Below are 22,584 nucleotides of genomic sequence, written 5' to 3'. Positions count from 1 at the left end.
CTGCCCGGACACGGGCGTTCCGTCCTCGGGTGGGTGCAGGCACCTCACCTGTGCCCCCGCCCGGTCCGTCGTCGGGCCTAGACCTCGCCGACCTCGGAGGCGAACGGCGGCTCCGCGCCCGCCCGGGAGCAGGTGATCGCCGCCGCGCGCGCCGCGAACCCCAGCAGCCGGGCCCACCCCTGGTCGCCCAGCGCCGCCACTCCCTCGGGGGAGAGCGCGTCGGTGACGGCGAGGCCGTGCAGCAGCGCCGCGTTCACCGTGTCGCCCGCGCCGATCGTGTCGACGACGTCGACCTTCTCGCCCGCCACCGTGTACTCCCCGCCGTCCCGGGTGAACGCCGTGAGGCCGTCGCCGCCCCGTGTGATCACGACCGCCGACGGTCCGGCGGCCAGCCACTCGCGGGGCGAGCCGCCCAGCCACTCGGCGTCCTCCTCGGAGAGCTTGAGCAGCGACACCGAGGGCAGCCAGCTCAGGAAGCGGGCCCGGTAGGCGTCGGCGTCCGGGATCAGCCCGGCCCGGACGTTCGGGTCGAGCGCGGTGAAGACGCCCTGCTCAGCGGCGGTCCGCAGCAGCCGTTCGTAGGCGGTCGCGCCGGGTTCGAGGACCAGGGAGCAGGTGCCGAAGGAGATCGCGCGGGTCCCGGCGGGGAGCGTCTCGGGCGCCGAGAACAGCCGGTCGGCGGTGCCCTCCACGTAGAACGAGTAGGAGGCCGAGCCGCCCGCGTCGAGGGTGGCGACCGCCAGCGTCGTCGGCTCCGCGCCGCGCTGCACCGCCGAGACGTCGACGCCCGCGGAGCGCAGCCCGTCGAGCAGGGCCTCACCGAAGGCGTCCCGCGAGGTGCGGGAGCAGAACGCGGAGGCGGAGCCGAGGCGGCCGAGGGCCACGGCCGTGTTGTACGGGCCGCCGCCGAGCGCCGGGGTCAGCGCCGCGAGGGCGCCCGTGCCCTGCGGCACCAGGTCGATCAGGGCTTCACCGGCGACGACGATCACGAGAGGTTCCTTCCGGGAACGGAGCAGAGCGCCCTGGACGCGACCGCGCCGCCGGGGCGCCGATCTTCCTACCATATGTGCGCTGAGGGCATCCCTATTCCCGGTCCCCGGGGGCGTGCGCGGGGGCGTTCCCGGCCCGGTTTCCCGCCGTCCGAGCGGGCCCTAGATGTCCTGGCTCCGGTTCCCGGCGCCCGAGCGGGCCCGGGGTGTCCCGGCTCCGGTTCCCGGCGTCGCGCGTGCCTGGGAGTGCCCGGCCCGGTTCCCGGTGTCCGTGCGGGCCCGGGGTGTCCCGGCTCCGGTTCCCAGCGTCGCGCGTGCCTGGGAGTGCTCGGCCCCCGGTTTCCCCACCCCGCGCGTGCCGGGAGTCTTCCTACTCCCAGTCCCAGCCGATGCCCAGTACTCCCGTCCGCACCCGTGGTTCCACCAGGTGGACCGAGTGGTGGCGGGCGCTGATCGGCAGCTCCAGCCGACCGCCGCGCGGTGCCGCCGCCGAGTGCTGGGTGAAGCGGTGGCAGCGGGTCGGCAGGGCCCGGCCGTCGAAGCTGACCTGGAGCGCGTACTGCCCGCCCGCGGGCCCGAAGCCGCGCACGTACTCGCGGGACTCACCGGCCGTGCCGTCCTCCACCCCGTACCGGAACAGGAAGGTGTCACCGGCCCGCAGCCGGGTGTCGAACAGCAGCTCCGCGACCAGCACACCGGTGTCGTGGTGCACCCGGGTCCGCCCCGTGCGGCAGTTGTCCAGGGCGTGCAGCCGCATCCGCTCCGGTGCGCACTCCGGGTCGCCGTGGTGGACGGCGACGAACCGGTCCACGCCGTCCTTGTGGGCGCGCACGATGTGGTGGGACTCACGCCCCGCCAGCTCGCGGCGGGCGCCGATCCTGACCCGCTCGTGGTGGCCCAGAGTGAGCAGACCGCCGTCCGGCGGCAGGCTCAGCTCGTCCAGCAGCCGCTCCAGGACCCCGGACGCCTCCACCAGGGAGCGGTACGAGCGCGCGGCCGGTCGCTGCGCGCAGGCGTGCGCGTCGTTCTCCGCGAGCAGCCTGATCAGGGACTCCTCGGGCAACTGGAGGATCTCCTCCAGCGCGCGCACGGCCCGCAGCGACTCCGGACGCTGCGGGCGCCTCGCCCCCTGCTGCCAGTAACTCAGGCTCGTCACGCCGACCTTGACCCCGCGCCGCGACAGATGGTGCTGCACCCGCTGCAACGGCAGCCCCCTGGCGGCGATCGCGGCACGCAGCGCCACATGGAAGGGGCCGCCCCGCAGGGCCGCGTCCAGTTCCGCGGTGGTGGCGGAGGCGACGTCAGCGTGCTGTGTGGCGTGCGGCATGCGGGGGCCTTTCTCTGGAAGCTCGCTACGGCTGGTCAGACCGGTTCCGCGCCGGCGCCGGGTCGACCCCGGTGCCACCGGGACGCCTTCACATCCATACGCGCGCGTGCAGCGCCCCGAGTTCCCCCGCATTGAAGCGTGTTGACCTAGTCCCGACAACACCTGACGCCCAACAGCGCGGTACTCCTGGCCGAGACGGGCACGCCGCGGTCAGGTCGCGCCGACCGCTTCCGGCCCGCCGAGCACCTCCCGGATCGCCCGGCCCGACAGGTCGGCCTTGTGCAGGAAACCGCGCGCGGGGCTGGCCGCCACCAACTCCGCGACGTCCTCGTACGGGTGCGTGGAGATCAGGATGACCGCGCAGGGCACGGCGCGGACGAGCGCAGCGGCGACGTCAAGACCGCTCTCCCCGGCGAGGTCGAGGTCGACCAGGGCGACGTCAGGGGCGAGGAGCGACGCGCGGGCCAGCGCCTGCGCGCCCGTCGAGGCGACACCGACCACGGTCGTCCCGTCACGCTCCAGCAGCGTGCGGGCCGCCTCCAGGAACCGGACGCTGTCATCGACGAGAAGACAGCGCGTGGTCATGCGCACAGCGTGCCCACCGCCGGGTGATTGCGCCTTCCGGCTAGCCGGAAAGATGCGGCGGCGCCGGGTACCGGGTAGCTGGAATGTGCTGAAGTCCTGTGCCGGATCGCGCAGTTCGCGTCGGCGCGGAGCGCCGGCAGGTCACCGCCGATAGCATGAGGGAGCCCCGGGGGAGGCCGGGACACCTGGTCGAGTGGGGGTACGCCATGAAGGCGCCGTCCGGCACGACGAGCGTCCTCGCCGACGCGTACGGCCCGGTCCGCGGGCCGTCGGCCGGACGATGAGACCCCCTACGCGCCGCCCCCGCCCCGGACCACGCGGCCCCGGAGGCGCAGCGGACGGAGGGGAAGCACCCGAGCACCCGGACGAGGGCCCGCCGGTGCGGGAACGGAAGCCCGGGGATCCGCCGGGACGACGGCGGACGGGCCCCGACGAACCGGCGGCGCGTGACCGACGGGACGCCGAGGGGCCGACGCCACGGCACCTGGACCCGACGGACCCCGCGGCCCACCGGAGAACCGGCGCGCAGCCCCCGGGTCGGTGCCGGGACAGCGCGCAGCCTCCGGAAGGGCGGCGGGGCAGCGCGCAGCGCCCGGGTCGGCGGCGGGACGGCACCGGGGCCCCGGAACGGTGGCGGGACGGCACACAGCCACCGGGGCGAGGGGCCGTAGGTGATCCGGGGCCGTGGCGAGCGGCCCTCGGTTCCTTGGGGTGGCGGCGCGACGTCGTCAGGGGCCGGGGCGGCGCCGTGCGCCCCTGCTCTCCCGGCTCCGGGTCGGCCACAAGTTGCTGCTGCTCGTGCTGCTGCCGGTCACCGGGCTGGTGGCGCTCACCGCCTTCGGCGCCCTCGCCCAGTGGGAGGAGGCGCGCACCCTGGAGCGGTTCCGCTCCGCGATCGACGTGTCCTTCGCGACCTCCGGGGTCTCCGACGCCGTCGCGACGGAGCGCGTCGACGCCGTCCGGGCGCGGCTGCGCCCCGACACGGCCACCCTCACGGCGCGGTCCGCCTCGCGACAGGCGACCGACCGCGCCCTGGACGGCGCCGTCCGCCGCGCCGACTCCTGGCCCACCGCCCGCACCGGCGGCGAACTCGACGCCGTCAGCAGGCAGTTGAGCGCCGTGCGGGTGCAGGCCGGGCTCGGGGCGCTCACCGCGCGGGCGATCGCCCAGCAGTACCAGGAGATCCAGGACACCCTGCTCGACACCGCGACCGCGCTGGAGACCGGCCGTCCCACCCGGGCCGCGGGCCGGGCCGCCGACGCCCACGTCGCGATCCTGGAGGCCGTCGAGGCCGCCGAACGCGAGCGCGTCGAGCTGGCCGTCCTGCTCGACACCCCCACCGGACGCCGTCCGGCCGCCGCGGGCCGCTGGTCCGCCCTGGAGGAGGCGCAGCTGCGGGAGTTCCGCCGGACCACCTCGGACCGGCTGCGGGCCGCCCTCTACCAGGCGCAGTTCGAGGTGCCGGGCCGGGCCGTGCGCGCCGTCCGCGACCTGCTCGCCGACCCCGACCCGCCGACCGCCCGCTGGCCCTCGTACGGCGGCTGGCTCGCCGACTCCACGGCCCGGATCGCCGCGCTGCGCGGTATCCAGGACGAAGCCGCGCGCGACCTCGCGGACACGGCCGCCGCCGATCTGGAGGGCGCCCGGAACCGGGCCGCGCGCGATCTCACCGTCTCCCTCGCCGTCCTCACCGGGGTCGCCCTCCTCGCGTTCGTCCTCGCACGCTCCATCACCCGCCCGCTCCGGGAGGTCACCGCGGGCGCCCGCGCCCTCTCCGCGGGCGACCTCTCCTTCGCCGTCCACTACGCGGGCCACGACGAACTCGGCGATGTCGCGGACACCTTCCGCGAACTGCGGGTGACCACTGAACGACTGGCCGCCGAGATTCGTTCCATGAACTCCGCGGTCGACGACAACCGGCTCGAACACCGGGTGGACGTCGGCCGGTTCGACGGCACCTGGGCGCAGCTCCTCGGCGGCATGAACGGCACGATGGCGTCGTTCGCCGCGGCCCACGGACGGCGCCGGAAGGCCGAACGGGAGCTGGAGGACATCTTCAACCTCTCCCTCGACCTGCTCTGCATCCTCGGCGTCGACGGCTCCTTCCGGCGCGTCAACCCGGCGTTCGAACGCACCCTCGGCTACCCGCGCGCGACGCTGCTCGCCCGGCACCCCGTCGACCTCGTGCACGAGGAGGACCGGGAGCGGACCAGGGCCGCCCTGGAACTCCTCGCGGGCGGCGCGGAACTGGCCGGGTTCGAGAACCGGTACGTGCGCGAGGACGGCACCGAGTGCTGGCTCCAGTGGAGCGCCCGCCCGGTGCCCGAGGAGGGCCTGGTGTACGCCGCCGCCCGGGACGTCACCGAGCGGCGCCGCGCCGCCCGCGAGCAGTCGGCGCTGCGCCGGGTCGCCACCCTGGTCGCCCGCGGCGCCACACCTGAACGGGTGTTCGGGGCGGTGGCCGCGGAGGTGGAGGACCTGCTCGGTGCCGAGGTCGCGGCGGTGCTGCGGCACGAGTCCGACGGCACGCTGACCGTCCTCGGCACCGCGCACGGGACCGGACGGGAGGGCGAGGCCGCGGCCCGCGAGGTGCTCCGCACGCGGGCGCCCGCGCGGGTGGGACGGTCGGTGGCCGCGCCGATAGCCGTCGACGGACGGCTGTGGGGCGCGGTGGTCGCCACGACCCGGCGGACACCACGCCCCGCACCCGACCCGACGCCCGAGCCGGTGTCCGGGGCGGTACCCGAACCAGCGCCCCGGTCCATGCCCGATCCCGCGTCCGGACCGGTACTTGAACCGGCGCTCCGGCCGCCGCCCGATCCCGCGTCCGGGCCGGTACCCGAACCAGCGCCTCAGCCCACGCCCGAGCCCGCGTCCCAGCCGACGCCCGATCCCGCGTCTAAGGCGACGCCCGAGCCGGTGCCTCCCGACGCCTCCCGGCTCGCCGACTTCACCGAGTTGGTCGCCGCCGCCGTCGCCAACGCCGACAGCCGGGCCCAGCTGAGCGCCTCACGCGCGCGGGTGGTCGCCGCCGGGGACGCGTCGCGGCGGCGGATCGAGCGGGACCTGCACGACGGTGTCCAGCAGCGGCTCGTCGCCCTGCAACTGGACCTGCGGCTCGCCGAGTCCCTCGTCGCCGACCCGTCGTCCGAACTGGGGCGGCAGCTCGCGCATGTCGCCAAGGGCCTGGAGGACGCCTCGTACGACCTCCTCCAGGTGGCCCGGGGCATCCATCCGGCGATTCTTTCGAAGGGTGGTCTCGGGCCCGCGCTGCGCTCGCTGGCCCGGCGCTGCCCGGTCCTCGTCGAGCTGGATCTCGCGCTGCCCGCGCGGCGGCTCCCCGAGCGGCTCGAGGTGGCCGCCTACTACGTCGTCTCGGAGTGCCTCACCAACGCCGTGAAGCACGCGCACGCACGCGTGGTGACCGTCGACGCCCACGCGCGCGGGGACGTCCTGGAGCTGACCGTCCGCGACGACGGCGCGGGCGGCGCCGAGCCGGGCCGGGGCTCCGGTCTGATCGGGCTCGTCGACCGGGTCGAGGCGATCGGCGGACGGCTGGACCTGCGCAGCCCGCCAGGCCAGGGCACCACCCTGCGGGTCACGGCGCCGCTGGAGGGGCCGCCGCACGGATGACCGCCCGGACGCACGCGTGAGGGGAGCCGTCCGGCAGGGGGAGCCGTGAACTCCAGGTGCGTACGTCCGGGCGGGCAGGGGCGGGGCGTGGTCCGGCGGACCCGGGCCGACCGCCGTCGGTACCCCGGCCCGCGTCCGCCGCGACTCCCGCGGTCTCCGCCCCACGACCCGCCGGCTCTCGCCCGAGCCGGCGGGTCGGCGCCGGCCGCACCGCCGGAACGCGGTACGGCGCCTGTCCTCGGCCTCCGGCGCGGGCCTCCGTCCCGTCTCCGGCCTGCTTCGAGGATCGCCCGCGCACGCCCCGCCCGTCGTCCTGGCAGGCACCCAATCTCCCTTCCTGCTAGCCGGAACCGCCCCGGTGCGGCAGGCTGTCGGCGGGTACGCACGCGTCGCTCGGGGCAGGGGGAGCCGGGGCCATGGACCAGGACGGAGCGCGGCGGCGGGCGCGGGGACGCGTCGTTCTCGCCGACGACGACGTGCTGCTCAGGGAGGGTCTGGCCAGCCTCTGCGAACGCGTCGGGTACGAGGTGGCGGGGCAGGCCGGGGACGCCGAGGCCCTGCTGGAACTGGTCGCGGCCGAACGCCCCGACCTCGCGGTGGTCGACATCAGGATGCCGCCCGACCACGCCACCGAGGGGCTGAGGGCGGCCCGCGCCATCCGGGAGCGCCACCCCGGCACGGGCATCCTCGTCCTGTCGGCGTTCGTCGAGGTCGAGGAGGCGCTGGAGCTGCTGGCCAGCGGTCGCCAGGTCGGCTACCTGCTCAAGAGCCGCATCACGGTCGTCGACGAGTTCCTCGACGCCCTGGAGCGGGTGCGCGGCGGCGGTCCCGTCGTCGACCCCTCCCTGGTGCGGGAGCTGTTCTCGGCCCGCCGCCGCGACGACCCGCTCGCCCTGCTCAGCGCCCGGGAGCGCGAGGTCCTCGCCCTGATGGCGGAGGGCCGCTCCAACGCGGGCATCGGCCGACGGCTGTGGGTCACCGAGGGCACCGTCGAGAAGCACGTCCGCAGCATCCTGGGCAAACTCCGCCTCCCGGAGGACACCGAGGACCACCGCCGGGTACTGGCGGTGCTGACCTTCCTGGAGTCACGCTAGGGAGGGCGCGGCCCCTCCCGCCGCCGCCCGCGGGCCCGCGCTCTGTCAGCCCTCGCCAGTAGGGTGTGAGACATGGCCGACCCCTCCAGCTACCGCCCCAGGCCGGGATCGATCCCGGACTCTCCCGGGGTCTACCGGTTCCGCGACGAGCACCGCCGGGTGATCTACGTCGGGAAGGCGAAAAGCCTGCGCCAGCGCCTGGCGAGCTACTTCCAGGACCTGGCGAACCTGCACCCGCGCACCCGGACGATGGTCACCACCGCCGCGTCCGTGGAGTGGACCGTGGTCTCCACCGAGGTGGAGGCGCTCCAGCTGGAGTACTCCTGGATCAAGGAGTACGACCCCCGCTTCAACGTCAAGTACCGCGACGACAAGAGCTACCCGTACCTCGCCGTCACGATGAACGAGGAGTTCCCCCGCGTCCAGGTGATGCGCGGTCAGAAGCGCAAGGGCGTGCGCTACTTCGGGCCCTACGGGCACGCCTGGGCCATCCGCGACACCGTCGACCTGCTGCTGCGCGTCTTCCCGGTCCGCACCTGCTCGGCCGGCGTCTTCAAGAACGCGGCCAGGACCGGCCGCCCCTGCCTGCTCGGCTACATCGGCAAGTGCTCGGCCCCCTGCGTCGGCCGCGTCACCCCCGAGGAGCACCACGAACTCGCCGACGAGTTCTGCGACTTCATGGCAGGCCGCACCGGCACCTACATCCGCCGCCTCGAACGGAGCATGACCGAAGCCGCCGAGGACATGGAGTACGAGCGGGCGGCCCGGCTGCGCGACGACATCGAGGCCCTGCGCAAGGCCATGGAGAAGAGCGCGGTCGTGCTCGCCGACGCGACCGACGCGGACCTCGTCGCCGTCGCGGAGGACGAGCTGGAGGCCGCCGTCCAGATCTTCCACGTGCGCGGCGGGCGGGTGCGCGGCCAGCGCGGCTGGGTCACCGACAAGGTCGAGGAGATCACCACCGGCGCCCTGGTCGAACACGCGCTCCAGCAGCTCTACGGCGAGGAGAAGGGCGACGCGGTCCCCAAGGAGGTCCTCGTCCCCGCGCTGCCCGACCCGGTCGAGCCGGTCCAGGAGTGGCTCACCGACCGCCGCGGCGCGGGCGTCTCGCTGCGCGTCCCGCAGCGCGGCGACAAGAAGGCCCTCATGGAGACCGTCGCGCGCAACGCGCAGCAGGCCCTCGTCCTGCACAAGACGAAGCGCGCCTCCGACCTCACCACCCGCTCCCGTGCCCTGGAGGAGATCGCCGAGGCCCTCGACCTGGACAGCGCGCCGCTGCGCATCGAGTGCTACGACATCTCCCACCTCCAAGGCGACGACGTGGTGGCCTCCATGGTCGTCTTCGAGGACGGCCTGCAGCGCAAGAGCGAGTACCGCCGCTTCCAGATCAGGGGCTTCGAGGGCCAGGACGACGTCCGCTCGATGCACGAGGTGATCACCCGCCGCTTCCGCCGCTACCTCGCCGAGAAGGAGCGCACGGGGGAGTGGGCCGACGGCGGCGAGGGCCCCGGCGACACGCACCATCCCGCGGACACCCGCACGGACGCCCCCGCGTCCCCCGCGTCCCCCGCCCCCTCCGCGCCCCCCACGTCCCTCGCGGCGACCGCGTCCCCCGCGGCGACCGACGTCATCGACGCGAACGGCCGGGCCGAGACGAACGGCCTCACCGACGAGGACGGCCGCCCGCGCAAGTTCGCCTACCCGCCCCAGCTCGTCGTCGTCGACGGCGGTCAGCCGCAGGTCGCGGCGGCCAAGCGGGCCCTGGACGAGCTGGGGATCGACGACATCGCGGTCTGCGGCCTCGCCAAGCGGCTGGAGGAGGTCTGGGTGCCGGACGACGACGACCCGATCGTCCTGCCCCGCACCAGCGAGGGCCTCTACCTGCTGCAACGCGTGCGTGACGAGGCCCACCGCTTCGCCATCACCTACCAGCGCGCCAAACGCGCCAAGCGCTTCCGCTCCGGACCCCTGGACGACGTCCCGGGCCTCGGCGACACCCGCAAACAGGCGCTGATCAAACACTTCGGCTCGGTCAAGCGGCTGCGGTCCGCGACGATCGACCAGATCTGCGAGATCCCGGGCATAGGCCGCAAGACGGCCGAGACCATCGTCGCGGCCCTCGCCGGGGCGACCCCGGCCGGTCCCGCCGTCAACACGGCGACCGGAGAGATCATGGAAGAGGACGAACAGGACGGGACGCCCGGGACGACGCCGGACGCCCCGGAGGAGCCCGTGACCGCGGGCGCCGCGGACGAACGACGGGGGCAGGAGAGATGACCGAGCACGAGCGGCCCACAGCAGGCCGAGATCGCACGCACAAGGAGACCGGCGAGGATCACGCGCAGAGCGAACCCCGCCAGGAAGACGGAGCACAGGTGAGTACGGGCAGCGAGACAGCCGGGGCCCCCGAGGCCATCCCCGAGCTGGTGATCATCTCCGGGATGTCCGGAGCCGGCCGGTCGACCGCGGCCAAGTGCCTGGAGGACCTCGGCTGGTTCGTCGTCGACAACCTGCCGCCCGCGCTGATCCCCACCATGGTGGAGCTGGGCGCCCGCTCGCAGGGCAACGTGGCGCGGATCGCGGTCGTCGTCGACGTCCGCGGACGGCGCTTCTTCGACAACCTCCGCGAGTCCCTCGCCGACCTCGACACCCGGGGCGTCACCCGGCGGATCGTCTTCCTGGAGTCCTCCGACGAGGCCCTGGTGCGCCGCTTCGAGTCGGTGCGCCGCCCGCACCCCCTCCAGGGCGACGGCCGCATCGTCGACGGCATCGACGCCGAGCGCGAACTGCTGCGCGAGCTGCGCGGCGACGCCGACCTGGTGATCGACACCTCCAGCCTCAACGTCCACGAACTGCGCGCCAAGATGGACGCCCAGTTCGCCGGTGAGGAGGAGCCCGAGCTGCGGGCCACCGTGATGTCCTTCGGCTTCAAGTACGGCCTGCCGGTCGACGCCGACCTCGTCGCCGACATGCGGTTCCTGCCCAACCCGCACTGGGTCCCGGAGCTGCGCCCCTTCAGCGGCGTCAACGAGGAGGTCGCCGCGTACGTCTTCAACCAGCCGGGCGCCAAGGAGTTCCTCGACCGCTACGCCGAGCTGCTGCGGCTGATCGCGGCCGGGTACCGCCGCGAGGGCAAGCGGTACGTGACGATCGCCATCGGCTGCACCGGCGGCAAGCACCGCTCGGTCGCCATGTCGGAGAAGCTCGCCGCCCGGCTCGCCGCCGAGGGCGTGGAGACGGTGGTCGTGCACCGGGACATGGGACGGGAATGACCGGACGTACCTCGCGGCTGGGCCGGCTGCGCAGGGCGGTGCCCGAGGGGCGCGCGGTGCGGCCCGTCGAGCCCCGGGGCGCCCGCCCGCGCAGGCGCGGCGCCCAGCCCAAGGTCGTCGCGCTCGGCGGGGGCATGGGCCTGTCCGCCTCGCTCGCCGCGCTGCGCCGGATCACCGGTGACCTCACCGCCGTCGTCACCGTGGCCGACGACGGCGGCTCCAGCGGCCGTCTGCGGGACGAACTGGGCGTCCTGCCCCCCGGCGACCTGCGCAAGGCGCTGGCCGCGCTCTGCGGCGACGACGACTGGGGCCAGACCTGGTCCCGGGTCATCCAGCACCGCTTCCAGTCCCAGGGCGACCTGCACGACCACGCCGTCGGCAACGTCCTGATCGTCGCCCTGTGGGAACAGCTCGGCGATCATGTCCAGGCTCTCGACCTGGTCGGCAAGCTGCTCGGCGCGCACGGGCGCGTGCTGCCCATGTCCGCCGTGCCGCTGGAGCTCCAGGCCCTGGTCAGGGGGCACGACCCGGGGCGCCCCGAGGCGGTCGACACGGTCCGCGGGCAGGCGACGGTGGCGCTCACCCCCGGCGAGGTGCAGTCCGTGCACCTGGTGCCGCACGACCCGCCCGCCGTCCCGGAGGCCGTCGACGCGGTGCTGGACGCGGACTGGGTCGTCCTCGGTCCCGGGTCCTGGTTCTCGTCCGTCATCCCGCATCTGCTGGTGCCCGAACTGCTGGACGCGCTCACCCAGACGAAGGCCCGCCGGGTGCTCTCCCTGAACCTCGTTCCGCAACCCGGAGAAACCGAGGGCTTCTCACCGCAACGTCATTTGGAGGTTTTGGGACGACACGCCCCTAAACTCGCCCTGGACGTGGTGCTGGCCGACGAGGCCGCCGTGCCCGACCGTGATGTGCTCACCGAGGCCGCCAAGCGACTCGGAGCCGCGGTCGAGCTGGCCCCGGTCGCCCGAAGGGACGGAACCCCCCGGCACGACCCGGAGCTGTTGGCCGCCGCGTACGACCGTATTTTTCGGATGCATGGAAGGATCGGCCCATGGCGATGACGGCAGCGGTGAAGGATGAGATCTCCCGGCTCCCCGTCACCCGGACCTGCTGTAGAAAGGCGGAGGTCTCCGCCATTCTGCGGTTCGCCGGCGGCCTCCATCTGGTGAGCGGGCGCATCGTGATCGAGGCGGAGCTGGACACCGCGATGGCGGCCCGGCGCCTCAAGCGGGACATCCTGGAGATCTTCGGCCACAGCTCGGAGCTGATCGTGATGGCCCCCGGCGGGCTGCGGCGCGGCTCGCGCTACGTGGTGCGGGTGGTGGCGGGCGGTGACCAGCTCGCCCGTCAGACCGGCCTGGTCGACGGCCGCGGCCGCCCGATCCGGGGGCTGCCCCCGCAGGTCGTCTCCGGTGCCACCTGCGACGCGGAGGCCGCCTGGCGGGGTGCCTTCCTCGCCCACGGTTCGCTCACCGAGCCCGGTCGCTCCTCCTCCCTCGAAGTGACCTGCCCCGGTCCCGAGGCGGCGCTCGCGCTGGTCGGCGCCGCCCGGCGGCTGTCGATCGCCGCGAAGGCCCGCGAGGTGCGCGGTGTGGACCGGGTGGTGGTGCGTGACGGCGACGCCATCGGCGCCCTGCTCACCCGGCTCGGCGCGCACGAGTCGGTGCTGGCCTGGGAGGAGCGCCGGATGCGCCGCGAGGTGCGCGCCACGGCGAACCGGCTGGCCAACTTCGACGACGCCAACCTGCGCCGCTCCGCCCGCGCCGCGGTCGCCGCCGGTGCCCGGGTGCAGCGGGCGCTGGAGATCCTCGGCGAGGAGGTCCCCGAGCACCTGGCCGCCGCCGGGCGGCTGCGGATGGACCACAAGCAGGCGTCCCTGGAGGAGCTGGGCGCGCTCGCCGACCCGCCGCTGACCAAGGACGCGGTCGCCGGGCGGATCCGGCGGCTGCTCGCGATGGCCGACAAGCGCGCCTCGGACCTCGGCATCCCGGGCACCGAGTCCAGCATCACCGAGGAGATGGCCGACAACCTCGTCGGCTGAAGACGTCAACTCGCCGGTACCGGCGCCCTGTTGGGCGTCCGGTGCCGGCGTTCGGCTTTCCCCGGGCCGCTCTTGACTCGATCAAGGACTGACATGAGCCTGGCAAACGGGCCGCCGCGGTGGCGGACCGTCACAAGGGGGGTTCATGAGACGCAGAGCGAGATCGATCCTCGCCGTCGGTGCCCTGCTCGTCGCCGGGGCGAGCCTCGCGCCCGTCGCCCAGGCGCGCCAGGACGGCCCGGCCGGGCCCGGCCCTGACGAGGTCAAGGTCTTCCGCGCCGACGTCACCCGGCAGCAGGTGCCCCTGCTGCTGACCGCGGGGCAGGACGCCCGTGAACTGGGCGAGCAGGTCCCCGACCGGGGCACCGGCGCCGTCGAGGTGTACCTCACCGACCGGCAGGCGCGGAAACTGCGCCGCCAGGGCGTCGACCTCACCGAGCACACCCTCTCCGCCGCCGCCCGCGAGCGCGTCGGGGCCGCGGCCGAGGGCGTCTTCCGCCCCTACGGCGGCCCCGGCGGCCTCAAGGAGGAGATCGTCCGCACCGGCCAGGAGAACCCCGGCCTCACCAAGGTCGTCTCCATCGGCCGGACCGTCGGCGGGCAGGACATCCTCGCGCTCAGGCTGACCAAGGGCGCCCGCAGCACGCCGGACGGTTCGAAGCCGTCGGTCCTCTACCTGTCCAACCAGCACGCCCGTGAGTGGATCACCCCCGAGATGACCCGGCGGATGATGCACCACTACCTGGACAACTACCGGACCGACCGGCGGATCAAGAAGATCGTCGACTCCACCGAACTCTGGTTCGTGCTCTCCGCCAACCCCGACGGCTACGACTACACCTTCCGGAGCCCCGCCACCCGCATGTGGCGCAAGAACCTGCGGGACGTCAACGGCGACGGCGTCATCTCCACCGGCGACGGCGTCGACCTCAACCGCAACTTCCCCTACAAGTGGGGCTACGACGACGAGGGTTCGTCCCCCAACCCCACCAGCGAGACCTACCGCGGCGCGAGCCCCGGGTCCGAGCCCGAGACGCGGGCGATCGACGCCTTGGAGAAGCGCGTCGGTTTCACCTACGGCGTCAACTACCACTCCGCCGCGCAGCTCCTCCTCTACGGCGTCGGCTGGCAGGTGGCCACCCCCACCCCCGACGACACCGTCTACCGGGCGCTGGCGGGCACCCCGGGCGACTCCGCGATCCCCGGCTACCGGCCGCAGGTCTCCTCGGAGCTGTACACCACCAACGGCGAGGCCGACGGACACGCCTCCAACGTCAACGGCATGTCGATGTTCACCCCCGAGATGTCGACCTGCCAGACCGCCTCGAACGCCGATCCCGACGACCGGTGGCAGGCGTCCGACTGCCGGTCCGTCTTCACCTTCCCCGACGACGAACACCTGATCCAGCAGGAGTTCGCGAAGAACGTGCCGTTCGCGCTCTCGGTCGCCGAGACCGCCGCGCACCCCGACACCCCCTCCTCGTCGCTCGGCCTGACCGCCGCCGACCTCACCCCGGCGCCGTTCACCACCTCCTACGCGCGCGGCGCCGCCCAGGAGGTCTCCGTCGTCGCCCGCAAGGCGCTGCGAGACAAGGAGCTGAAGTACCGCGTCAACGGCGGCCGCACCCTCGACATGGCGCTCAGGCCGTGGAAGGGCGGCCGCACGTACGGCGGCGAGGACAACCTGTACTTCGACGCGTACCGGGCCCGCGTCGCGGACGGCGTGCCGGGCGACACCGTCGAGGTCTGGTCGACCGCCGAGACCGCGAGCGGCAGGAAGGTCGCCTCCCCGCACTTCACCTACACCGTCGCCCGGCGGGCCGCGGCCGACACCCTCGTCGTCGCCGAGGAGGGCGCGACCGCGACCCGGGCCGCGATCTACACGGACGCGCTGAAGGCCGCCGGGCACAAGGCCGTCGTCTGGGACGTCGCCGACCGGGGCGCGCCCGACGCGCTCGGCGTGCTCGCGCACTTCCGCACCGTCGTCCACTACACCGGCGCCGCCGCCCCCGGCAACGCCACCCAGCTCCAGCTCCGCGCCTTCCTCAACGAGGGCGGCAGGCTGATCGAGGCCGGGCAGCTCGCCGGAGGCAGCGTCGACCTCGGCGACGGCACCCCCTCCGACGACTTCAGCCAGTACTACCTGGGCGCCTACTCGCGCACCTCCACCCCCGGCGCGGCGGGATTCGCCGGATCCGGCGCCCTCGACGGCACCGGCGGGCCGCTCGGCGCCCCGGGCGGCGGCCCGCTCGACCGCGCGGGCACCTTCGGCGTCACCTCCGACCAGCTCTCCCCCGACACCTACCCGCAGTTCGCCTCCGCGGGCGCGGGCCGGTTCGCCGGCACCACCAACCCGTACGGCCCGTACGCCGGTTCCTGGATGGCGGCCGCCGTCCACACCGACGACGGCTACAAGCGGCTGACCCGCACCGTCGACCTCACCCAGGTCGCCGCCGCCGACACCCCCACCCTGCGCGCCCGGATGCTCTGGGACACCGAGCCGGGCTACGACCACGTCGTCGTGGAGGCCCGCACCGCGGGCGGCGACGACTGGACGACGCTCCCCGAGGCGGGCGGCGCCGGGACCTCCGCCGCGCCCGACGAGTGCGGGGCGGGCTTCCTCGTCGACGAACACCCCTGGCTCACCCACTACCTGACCGTCGCCGCCGACGGCTGCGCGACCACCGGCACCAGCGGCTCCTGGCACAGCCTCACCGGCTCCTCCGCGGGATGGCGGCAGGTCGGCTTCGACCTCAGCGGCTGGGCGGGCAGGTCCGTCGAGGTGTCGATCAGCTACGTCACCGACCCGGGCAGCGGCGGCCGGGGCGTCCTCGTCGACGACACCGCGCTCGTCGTCGGCGGCACGGCCACCCAGAACGAGGGCTTCGAGACCTCGCTCGGTGCCTGGCGCGCGCCGGGACCGCCCCCGGGCAGCCCCGCCGTCCTCAGGGACTGGGCCCGCACCGGCGCCCTGTTCACCACCTACGGCGCCGTCACCACCGACCGCACCGTCCTGCTCGGCTTCGGTCTCGAGCACCTCACCTCGGCGGCCGACCGCACCGACCTCGTCAGGAAGGCGATGGCGGCCCTGCACGGCTGACGGCGGTGTCGTCAACCGCTGACCGTCCGTAGTCGGATCGAGCGAAAGACCCGCGGGACCAGGGCGGTCCGTACCCCTACTGGTGGGTATGGGCCGCCCTGCCGCGTAAGCGCCGTCTCGATGTCACCGCCGCGGCCACAGGGAGGTAGGGTCGGGGTTGGTCGGGGACATCCCATACAGCTCGCCGGCGGGAAAGCCGGCGTACCAACGAGGAGATCGGTTCGTGACGATCCGCGTAGGCATCAACGGCTTTGGCCGCATCGGTCGTAACTACTTCCGCGCGCTGCTGGAGCAGGGTGCGGACATCGAGATCGTGGCAGTCAACGACCTGGGTGACACCGCGACCACCGCGCATCTGCTGAAGTACGACACCATCCTGGGCCGCCTCAAGGCCGACGTGTCGCACACCGAGGACACCATCACGGTCGACGGGCACACCATCAAGGTGCTGTCCGAGCGCGACCCCGCCAACCTCCCCTGGGGGGAGCTGGGCGTCGACATCGTCATCGAGTCGACCGGCATCTTCACGAAGAAGGCCGACGCCGCGAAGCACATCGCCGGCGGTGCCAAGAAGGTCATCATCTCGGCTCCGGCCAAGGATGAGGACATCACCATCGTGATGGGCGTCAACCAGGACAAGTACGACGCGGCCAACCACCACGTCATCTCCAACGCCTCCTGCACCACCAACTGTGTGGCGCCGCTGGCCAAGGTCCTCGACGAGAACTTCGGCATCGTCAAGGGCCTGATGACGACGGTCCACGCGTACACCAACGACCAGCGGATCCTGGACTTCCCGCACTCGGACCTGCGCCGCGCCCGCGCCGCCGCCGAGAACATCATCCCCACCACCACCGGTGCCGCCAAGGCCACCGCGCTGGTCCTCCCGCAGCTCAAGGGCAAGCTGGACGGCATCGCCATGCGCGTCCCGGTCCCCACCGGCTCGGTCACCGACCTCGTCCTCGAACTCGGTCGCGAGACCACCAAGGAAGAGATCAACGCCGCCTTCCAGAAGGCCGCCGAGGGCCAGCTCAAGGGCATCCTGGAGTACACCGAGGACCCGATCGTCTCCTCGGACATCGTCAACTCCCCGGCGTCCTGCACCTTCGACTCCCTCCTGACCATGGTCCAGGACGGCAAGAACGTGAAGGTCATCGGCTGGTACGACAACGAGTGGGGCTACTCCAACCGCCTCGTCGACCTCACGGTCTTCGTCGGCGGCCAGCTCTGATCGCCACACCGGACGGCACCTCGATGTGAGTGCAGGGCTCGGGCAGCGCACGCCGCGCCGTCCGAGCCCTCACGCGCGTGTACAGCCCTCGTACGATCACGAGCTTCTCCCCAGGAGTCCCATTCCATGAAGACGATCGACGAACTCCTCGCCGAAGGCGTCGACGGCAAGCGGGTCTTCGTCCGCGCCGACCTCAACGTCCCGATGGCGGACGGCCTCATCACCGACGACGGCCGCATCCGCGCCGTCCTGCCGACCGTCGAGGCCCTCGCCGACGCGGGCGCCAAGGTGGTCGTCGCCTCGCACCTCGGACGCCCCAAGGGCGCGCCCGACCCCGCCTTCTCCCTGCTCCAGGCCGCCGAGCGGCTCGGTGAACTCCTCGGCGCCCCCGTCGCGTTCGCCCAGGACACCGTCGGCCCCGCCGCCCACGACGCGGTGAACGGCCTCGAACCCGGCCAGGTCGCGGTCATCGAGAACCTGCGCTTCAACGCGGGCGAGACCGCCAAGGACGACGTCGAGCGCGGCGAGTTCGCGGACCGCCTCGCCGCCCTCGCCGACGTCTACGTCGGGGACGGCTTCGGCGCGGTGCACCGCAAGCACGCCTCCGTCTTCGACCTCCCGGCCCGGCTCCCGCACTACGCCGGACACCTCATCGCCACCGAGGTCGGCGTCCTGAAGAGGCTCACCGAGGACGTCCGGCGGCCCTACGTCGTCGCCCTCGGCGGCGCCAAGGTCTCCGACAAGCTCGCCGTCATCGACGAACTGCTCGGCAAGGCCGACCGCCTGCTGATCGGCGGCGGCATGGCCTACACCTTCCTCAAGGCCCAGGGCCACGAGATCGGCGTCTCCCTCCTTCAGGAGGACCAGATCCCGGCCGTCACCGAGTACATCGAGCGGGCCGCCAGGACCGGCGTCGAGCTGGTCCTGCCCACCGACGTACTGGTGGCGCCGGAGTTCCCGGACCTGAAGACCAAGGCCCCGGCGAACCCCACCACCGTCGCCGCGGACGCGATCCCCGCCGACAGCATGGGCCTGGACATCGGCCCTGAGTCCCGCAAGCTGTACGCCTCGAAGCTCGCCGACGCGGCCACCGTCTTCTGGAACGGCCCGATGGGCGTCTTCGAACACCCCGACTACGCCGAGGGCACCCGGGCCGTCGCCCAGGGCCTCCTCGACTCGCCGGCCTTCACGGTCGTCGGCGGTGGCGACTCCGCCGCCGCCGTGCGCCTGCTCGGCTTCGACGAGACGGCGTTCGGACACATCTCGACCGGCGGCGGCGCCTCCCTCGAATACCTCGAGGGCAAGACGCTCCCCGGCCTCGCCGCACTGGAGGACTGACCTCGATGAGCACCCGCACGCCGATCATGGCGGGCAACTGGAAGATGAACCTCAACCACCTTGAGGCCATCGCCCACGTCCAGAAGCTCGCCTTCGCCCTGGCCGACAAGGACTACGAGGCCGTCGAGGTCGCCGTCCTGCCGCCCTTCACCGACCTGCGCTCCGTGCAGACGCTGGTCGACGGCGACAAGCTCAGGATCAAGTACGGCGCCCAGGACGTCTCGGCGCAGGACTCCGGTGCCTACACCGGCGAGATCTCGGGCCCCATGCTCGCCAAGCTGAAGTGCACGTACGTGGTCGTCGGCCACTCCGAGCGCCGCCAGTACCACCACGAGACCGACGAGATCGTCAACGCCAAGGCGAAGGCCGCCTTCAAGCACGGCCTCACCCCGATCCTCTGCGTCGGTGAGGAGCTGGACGTCCGCAAGGCGGGCGAGCACGTCACCCACACCCTCGCCCAGGTCGTGGGCGGCCTCCAGGACCTGCCCGCCGAGCAGGCCGAGACCGTGGTGATCGCCTACGAGCCGGTCTGGGCCATCGGCACCGGCGAGGTCTGCGGCGCCGAGGACGCGCAGGAGGTCTGCGCCGCCATCCGCGGCAAGGTCGCCGAGCTGTACACGCAGGAGCTGGCCGACAAGGTCCGCATCCAGTACGGCGGCTCCGTGAAGTCCGGCAACGTCGCCGAGATCATGGCGCAGGCCGACATCGACGGCGCCCTCGTCGGCGGCGCCTCGCTGGACACCGACGAGTTCGTCAAGATCGTGCGCTTCCGCGACCAGTGACGCGAGCAGTGAGTATGCGCTAGCGGCGATCCGTCGTACCCTTGCGGGGTCACAGCACCGGTGCTGTGACCCCGCAGTCCATCCGTATCCGAGGAAGTTGGTCCAGCCGTGGTTCTGGGGTTCTCGATCGCCCTGATCGTCTTCAGCCTGCTGATGATGCTGCTGGTGCTGATGCACAAGGGGAAGGGCGGCGGCCTCTCCGACATGTTCGGCGGCGGCATGCAGTCGTCCGTCGGCGGCTCCTCGGTCGCCGAGCGCAACCTCGACCGGATCACCGTCGTGATCGGTCTGCTCTGGTTCGCGTGCATCATCGTCCTCGCCATCATCATGAAGTCGAGCACCTGACCCTGGCGGGCATTCCCTCACGCATTCCGCACCTAAGGCCCCATGTTCGGTACGCGCAGCTGAGCGCGGCCTATCATGGGGCTTGCGTCTGTGTGTGAGGGCTGTAACTCCAACCACTGGACGCGCGTTGGGCCTTACGTAGACTGAGGCGCTCGCAACGGAGCGAAACGCCGACTCGCTCCGCGGCACCATCACGCAGGGAGTTACGACCGTGGCAAGTGGCAACGCGATCCGAGGAAGCCGGGTCGGGGCGGGGCCGATGGGCGAGGCCGAGCGCGGCGAGTCCGCGCCGCGTCTGCGCATCTCCTTCTGGTGCTCCAACGGGCACGAGACGCAGCCCAGCTTCGCCAGCGACGCGCAGGTGCCCGATACCTGGGACTGCCCGCGCTGCGGCTTCCCGGCCGGACAGGACCCGGACAACCCCCCGGACCCCCCGCGCACCGAGCCCTACAAGACGCACCTCGCGTACGTCCGCGAGCGGCGCAGCGACGCGGACGGCGAGGCGATCCTCGCCGAGGCGCTCGCGAAACTGCGGGGCGAGATCTAGTGCCCTGACCGGAGAGGTCCACCGGCTCGCGATGCCCGGCACGGCACCTCGCCGCGTCGTCGCATCACCCGGGTACGTCCGGTACGCGGGCGACGCTCCGCCGCGCGGTGCACCGCACCGGACACCGTGAGCCTTCCGGTGAACCTTTCCGGTCACGGCACTGGAGAACACCGGCCGGGCACCCGCGAAGGGCCCGGCCGGACCCGTACCACCGCCGCACCGAGGACCCGTTGTCAGTGGTGCCCTCTACGGTTCTTCCATGAGCCGACCATGAGGGGGCCGGGGTGAGCGGTGGGGAGAGCGGGGCGAGCGCGCCCGCGTGGCGCGGCGGTTTCGGACGGCTGTGGGGCGCCGCCGTGCTCTCCAGCTTCGGCGACGCGCTGCGCACGGCCGCGCTGCCCCTGACCGCCGCCGCGCTGACCGACGACCCCCTGCTCATCGCCTCGGTCACCGCCTGCGGCTACCTGCCCTGGATCGTCTTCGGCCTGCTCGGCGGGGCCGTCGCCGACCGGGTCGACCAGCGCCGCGCCATGGGCGCCGTGGACGCGCTGCGCGCTCTGCTCACGGCCGCCTTCGCGGTGGCCGTCGCCCTCGGCCACGCCTCCGTCGGCCTGCTGATCGCACTGGCCCTCGCGCTCACCACCCTCCAGACCCTCTTCGACAACGCGGCCACCGCCCTGCTGCCCGCGCTGGTCCCCGGAGAACGGCTCGGCAGCGCCAACGCCCGCCTGATGACCGGGCAGCGGATCGCCGGCGGACTGCTGGGCGCCCCGCTCGTGCCGCTGCTCCTCGCGTCCGGCGCCGCCGTGCCCTTCGCGGTCGACGCGCTGACGTTCCTGGCCGCCGCCGCGCTGATCACCTCCCTGCGCACCGCCGCCCCCGAGCGGCCGCCCCGGCCGACCGGCAGCACCCTGCGCCGGGAGATCGCCGAGGGGCTGCGCGTCCTCGCCGCCGACCGGGTCCTGCGCGGGCTGTGCGCCGCGACCGCCCTGTGCAACGTGGGCGTCGGCGCGCTCGTCGCCACCCTGGTCCTGCTGGTGACCGACGGCCTCGGCGCGGGCTCCGCCGGGTACGCGGCCGCCCTCACCGGCTTCTCCGTCGGCGGGCTGGCCGGGGGAGCGGCCAACCGCCGGCTGGTCGCCCGGATCGGCCGGACCCGCGCGGTGCTGTGCGCCGGGACCGCGCAGACCGCGGCGCTCGTCGTCATGGGCACCGCGGGCGGCCTGGGCACCCTGGTCGCCGCGATGGCCGTCTTCGGGTTCATGGGCATGGTGTGGAACGTCAACACCACGACGCTCATGCAGCGGCGCACCCCCGCCGCCGTGCTCGGCCGGGTCGCCTCCGCCTTCCGCACCCTCGCCGTCGCCGGGGGCCCGCTGGGCGCCCTGCTCGGCGGAGCGGTGGCCGCCGCCCGGGGAGCGCGCACCCCGCCGCTCCTCGCGGCCGGGTTCTTCGTCCTGTCCGTCGCCGCGCTGATACCCGCGCTCTCCCGGCACGTACCAGTGGACGCACCGCCCGCCGACACCGCCGCGACCCGTGCCCCGGGTTGATCAATTAGGTTGGGGACGGCAGCGGGACAGGCCCCAGGACAGGTACGAAAGAAGGCTGAAGTCCGAATGAACGCAGACGGCCGCACCAGGCTCGACCAGACGCCCGAGTGGACCGCGCTGACCGCGCACCGCGACGACCTCGCAGGCACCCGGCTGCGGGAGCTGTTCGCGGCCGACCAGGGCCGCGGCACCGGCTACACGCTCCAGGTCGGCGACCTGTACATCGACTACTCCAAGCACCTGGTCACCGACGAGACCCTGCGGCTGCTGCGTGAACTGGCCGCGGCCACCGATGTGTTCGGGCTGCGGGACGCCATGTTCCGCGGGGAGCGGATCAACACCACCGAGGACCGCGCCGTCCTGCACACCGCGCTGCGTGCCCCGCGTGACGCCGTGATCGAGGTCGACGGCGAGAACGTGGTCCCGGCCGTGCACGCGGTCCTGGACCGGATGGCCGCCTTCGCCGACCAGGTGCGTTCGGGCGCGTGGACCGGGCACACCGGCCGCCGCGTCAGGAACGTCGTCAACATCGGCATCGGCGGCTCCGACCTCGGCCCCGCCATGGCCTACGAGACGCTGCGCGCCTTCACCGACCGCGACCTCACCGTCCGCTTCGTGTCGAACGTGGACGGGGCGGACATGCACGAGGCCGTCCGGGACCTGGATCCCGCGGAGACCCTGTTCATCGTCGCGTCCAAGACGTTCACCACGATCGAGACCATCACCAACGCGACGTCGGCGCGCGCG

At 73.4% G+C, this 22,584-nt stretch carries 17 protein-coding genes and 1 pseudogene; 15 read left to right on the top strand and 3 right to left on the bottom strand.

The genetic code is table 11. The features are described 5' to 3' along the window. Positions 1-77: 77 nt before the first annotated feature. The 3 genes from GA0115242_RS37815 to GA0115242_RS37805 all read right to left on the bottom strand — a co-directional run bounded on the left by GA0115242_RS37815 (position 78) and on the right by GA0115242_RS37805 (position 2,901). Positions 78-989 (bottom strand): carbohydrate kinase family protein, encoded by a 912-nt coding sequence (locus GA0115242_RS37815; protein WP_093836185.1) that lies wholly within the window; start codon positions 987-989, stop codon positions 78-80. A gap of 370 nt (positions 990-1,359) precedes the next feature. After that, a complete protein-coding gene (locus GA0115242_RS37810; protein WP_093836184.1) occupies positions 1,360-2,316 on the bottom strand; it encodes a hypothetical protein in 957 nt (318 codons plus the stop codon). A gap of 210 nt (positions 2,317-2,526) precedes the next feature. Further along, entirely contained in the window at positions 2,527-2,901 is a 375-nt protein-coding gene (locus GA0115242_RS37805; protein WP_093836183.1) for a response regulator, read from the bottom strand. Positions 2,902-3,056: 155 nt separating this feature from the next. Here GA0115242_RS37805 and GA0115242_RS42170 point away from each other — a divergent pair, with 155 nt between their 5' ends. The 15 genes and pseudogenes from GA0115242_RS42170 to GA0115242_RS37725 form a co-directional block, all read left to right on the top strand. Next, positions 3,057-3,185, top strand: coding sequence for a hypothetical protein (locus GA0115242_RS42170; RefSeq protein ID WP_256089851.1), 129 nt, complete (start codon positions 3,057-3,059; stop codon positions 3,183-3,185). A gap of 427 nt (positions 3,186-3,612) precedes the next feature. Beyond that, positions 3,613-6,534: a PAS domain S-box protein gene (locus GA0115242_RS42165; RefSeq protein WP_256089850.1), complete on the top strand. Its 2,922-nt coding sequence runs from the start codon at positions 3,613-3,615 to the stop codon at positions 6,532-6,534. Positions 6,535-6,950: 416 nt separating this feature from the next. Beyond that, positions 6,951-7,628: a response regulator transcription factor gene (locus GA0115242_RS37785; protein ID WP_093836181.1), complete on the top strand. Its 678-nt coding sequence runs from the start codon at positions 6,951-6,953 to the stop codon at positions 7,626-7,628. Positions 7,629-7,700: 72 nt separating this feature from the next. Further along, complete coding sequence (uvrC, locus tag GA0115242_RS37780; protein ID WP_093836180.1) at positions 7,701-9,905, top strand: excinuclease ABC subunit UvrC; 2,205 nt, start codon at positions 7,701-7,703, stop codon at positions 9,903-9,905. After that, complete coding sequence (gene rapZ, locus GA0115242_RS37775; protein WP_093836179.1) at positions 9,902-10,900, top strand: RNase adapter RapZ; 999 nt, start codon at positions 9,902-9,904, stop codon at positions 10,898-10,900. The genes uvrC and rapZ overlap by 4 nt, the downstream gene beginning before the upstream one ends. After that, positions 10,897-11,964 carry a gluconeogenesis factor YvcK family protein gene (gene yvcK / locus GA0115242_RS37770; RefSeq protein WP_093836178.1) on the top strand — a complete coding sequence of 356 codons (1,068 nt, stop codon included), beginning with the start codon at positions 10,897-10,899 and terminating at the stop codon, positions 11,962-11,964. Before rapZ ends, yvcK begins: the two co-directional genes overlap by 4 nt. Continuing rightward, positions 11,955-12,944: a DNA-binding protein WhiA gene (whiA, locus tag GA0115242_RS37765; protein ID WP_093836177.1), complete on the top strand. Its 990-nt coding sequence runs from the start codon at positions 11,955-11,957 to the stop codon at positions 12,942-12,944. The genes yvcK and whiA overlap by 10 nt, the downstream gene beginning before the upstream one ends. Before the next feature lie 145 nt (positions 12,945-13,089). Further along, positions 13,090-16,044, top strand: a complete 2,955-nt coding sequence (locus GA0115242_RS37760; RefSeq protein WP_093836176.1) for a M14 family metallopeptidase — start codon at positions 13,090-13,092, stop codon at positions 16,042-16,044. 223 nt (positions 16,045-16,267) lie between these two features. Next, positions 16,268-17,275 carry a type I glyceraldehyde-3-phosphate dehydrogenase gene (gene gap / locus GA0115242_RS37755; protein ID WP_093836175.1) on the top strand — a complete coding sequence of 336 codons (1,008 nt, stop codon included), beginning with the start codon at positions 16,268-16,270 and terminating at the stop codon, positions 17,273-17,275. 126 nt (positions 17,276-17,401) lie between these two features. After that, positions 17,402-18,613, top strand: a complete 1,212-nt coding sequence (pgk, locus tag GA0115242_RS37750) for a phosphoglycerate kinase (protein ID WP_093836174.1) — start codon at positions 17,402-17,404, stop codon at positions 18,611-18,613. Between the two features lie 5 nt (positions 18,614-18,618). After that, on the top strand, positions 18,619-19,395 hold the full coding sequence (gene tpiA / locus GA0115242_RS37745) for a triose-phosphate isomerase (RefSeq protein ID WP_093836173.1): 777 nt from the start codon (positions 18,619-18,621) through the stop codon (positions 19,393-19,395). Positions 19,396-19,509: 114 nt separating this feature from the next. Further along, positions 19,510-19,740, top strand: coding sequence for a preprotein translocase subunit SecG (gene secG, locus GA0115242_RS37740; protein WP_176729995.1), 231 nt, complete (start codon positions 19,510-19,512; stop codon positions 19,738-19,740). 211 nt (positions 19,741-19,951) lie between these two features. After that, positions 19,952-20,287, top strand: coding sequence for an RNA polymerase-binding protein RbpA (locus GA0115242_RS37735; RefSeq protein ID WP_093836171.1), 336 nt, complete (start codon positions 19,952-19,954; stop codon positions 20,285-20,287). 284 nt (positions 20,288-20,571) lie between these two features. After that, positions 20,572-21,837: an MFS transporter gene (locus tag GA0115242_RS37730; RefSeq protein ID WP_093836170.1), complete on the top strand. Its 1,266-nt coding sequence runs from the start codon at positions 20,572-20,574 to the stop codon at positions 21,835-21,837. 66 nt (positions 21,838-21,903) lie between these two features. Next, positions 21,904-22,584 (top strand): annotated as a pseudogene (locus GA0115242_RS37725) (glucose-6-phosphate isomerase); the annotation flags it as partial.

Source organism: Streptomyces sp. SolWspMP-5a-2 (assembly GCF_900091845.1).
In the GTDB taxonomy this organism is placed as follows: Bacteria; Actinomycetota; Actinomycetes; order Streptomycetales; family Streptomycetaceae; genus Streptomyces; species Streptomyces doudnae.
This window is presented reverse-complemented; position numbering and strand designations above follow the sequence as displayed.

Coding starts and splice junctions, on each gene's coding strand:
- GA0115242_RS37810 (WP_093836184.1), bottom strand. CDS start 2,316: ATGCCGCACGCCACACAGCACGCTGACGTCGCCTCCGCCACCACCGCG.
- GA0115242_RS37805 (WP_093836183.1), bottom strand. CDS start 2,901: ATGACCACGCGCTGTCTTCTCGTCGATGACAGCGTCCGGTTCCTGGAG.
- GA0115242_RS42170 (WP_256089851.1), top strand. CDS start 3,057: ATGAGGGAGCCCCGGGGGAGGCCGGGACACCTGGTCGAGTGGGGGTAC.
- GA0115242_RS37785 (WP_093836181.1), top strand. CDS start 6,951: ATGGACCAGGACGGAGCGCGGCGGCGGGCGCGGGGACGCGTCGTTCTC.
- uvrC (WP_093836180.1), top strand. CDS start 7,701: ATGGCCGACCCCTCCAGCTACCGCCCCAGGCCGGGATCGATCCCGGAC.
- rapZ (WP_093836179.1), top strand. CDS start 9,902: ATGACCGAGCACGAGCGGCCCACAGCAGGCCGAGATCGCACGCACAAG.
- yvcK (WP_093836178.1), top strand. CDS start 10,897: ATGACCGGACGTACCTCGCGGCTGGGCCGGCTGCGCAGGGCGGTGCCC.
- whiA (WP_093836177.1), top strand. CDS start 11,955: ATGGCGATGACGGCAGCGGTGAAGGATGAGATCTCCCGGCTCCCCGTC.
- GA0115242_RS37760 (WP_093836176.1), top strand. CDS start 13,090: ATGAGACGCAGAGCGAGATCGATCCTCGCCGTCGGTGCCCTGCTCGTC.
- pgk (WP_093836174.1), top strand. CDS start 17,402: ATGAAGACGATCGACGAACTCCTCGCCGAAGGCGTCGACGGCAAGCGG.
- tpiA (WP_093836173.1), top strand. CDS start 18,619: ATGAGCACCCGCACGCCGATCATGGCGGGCAACTGGAAGATGAACCTC.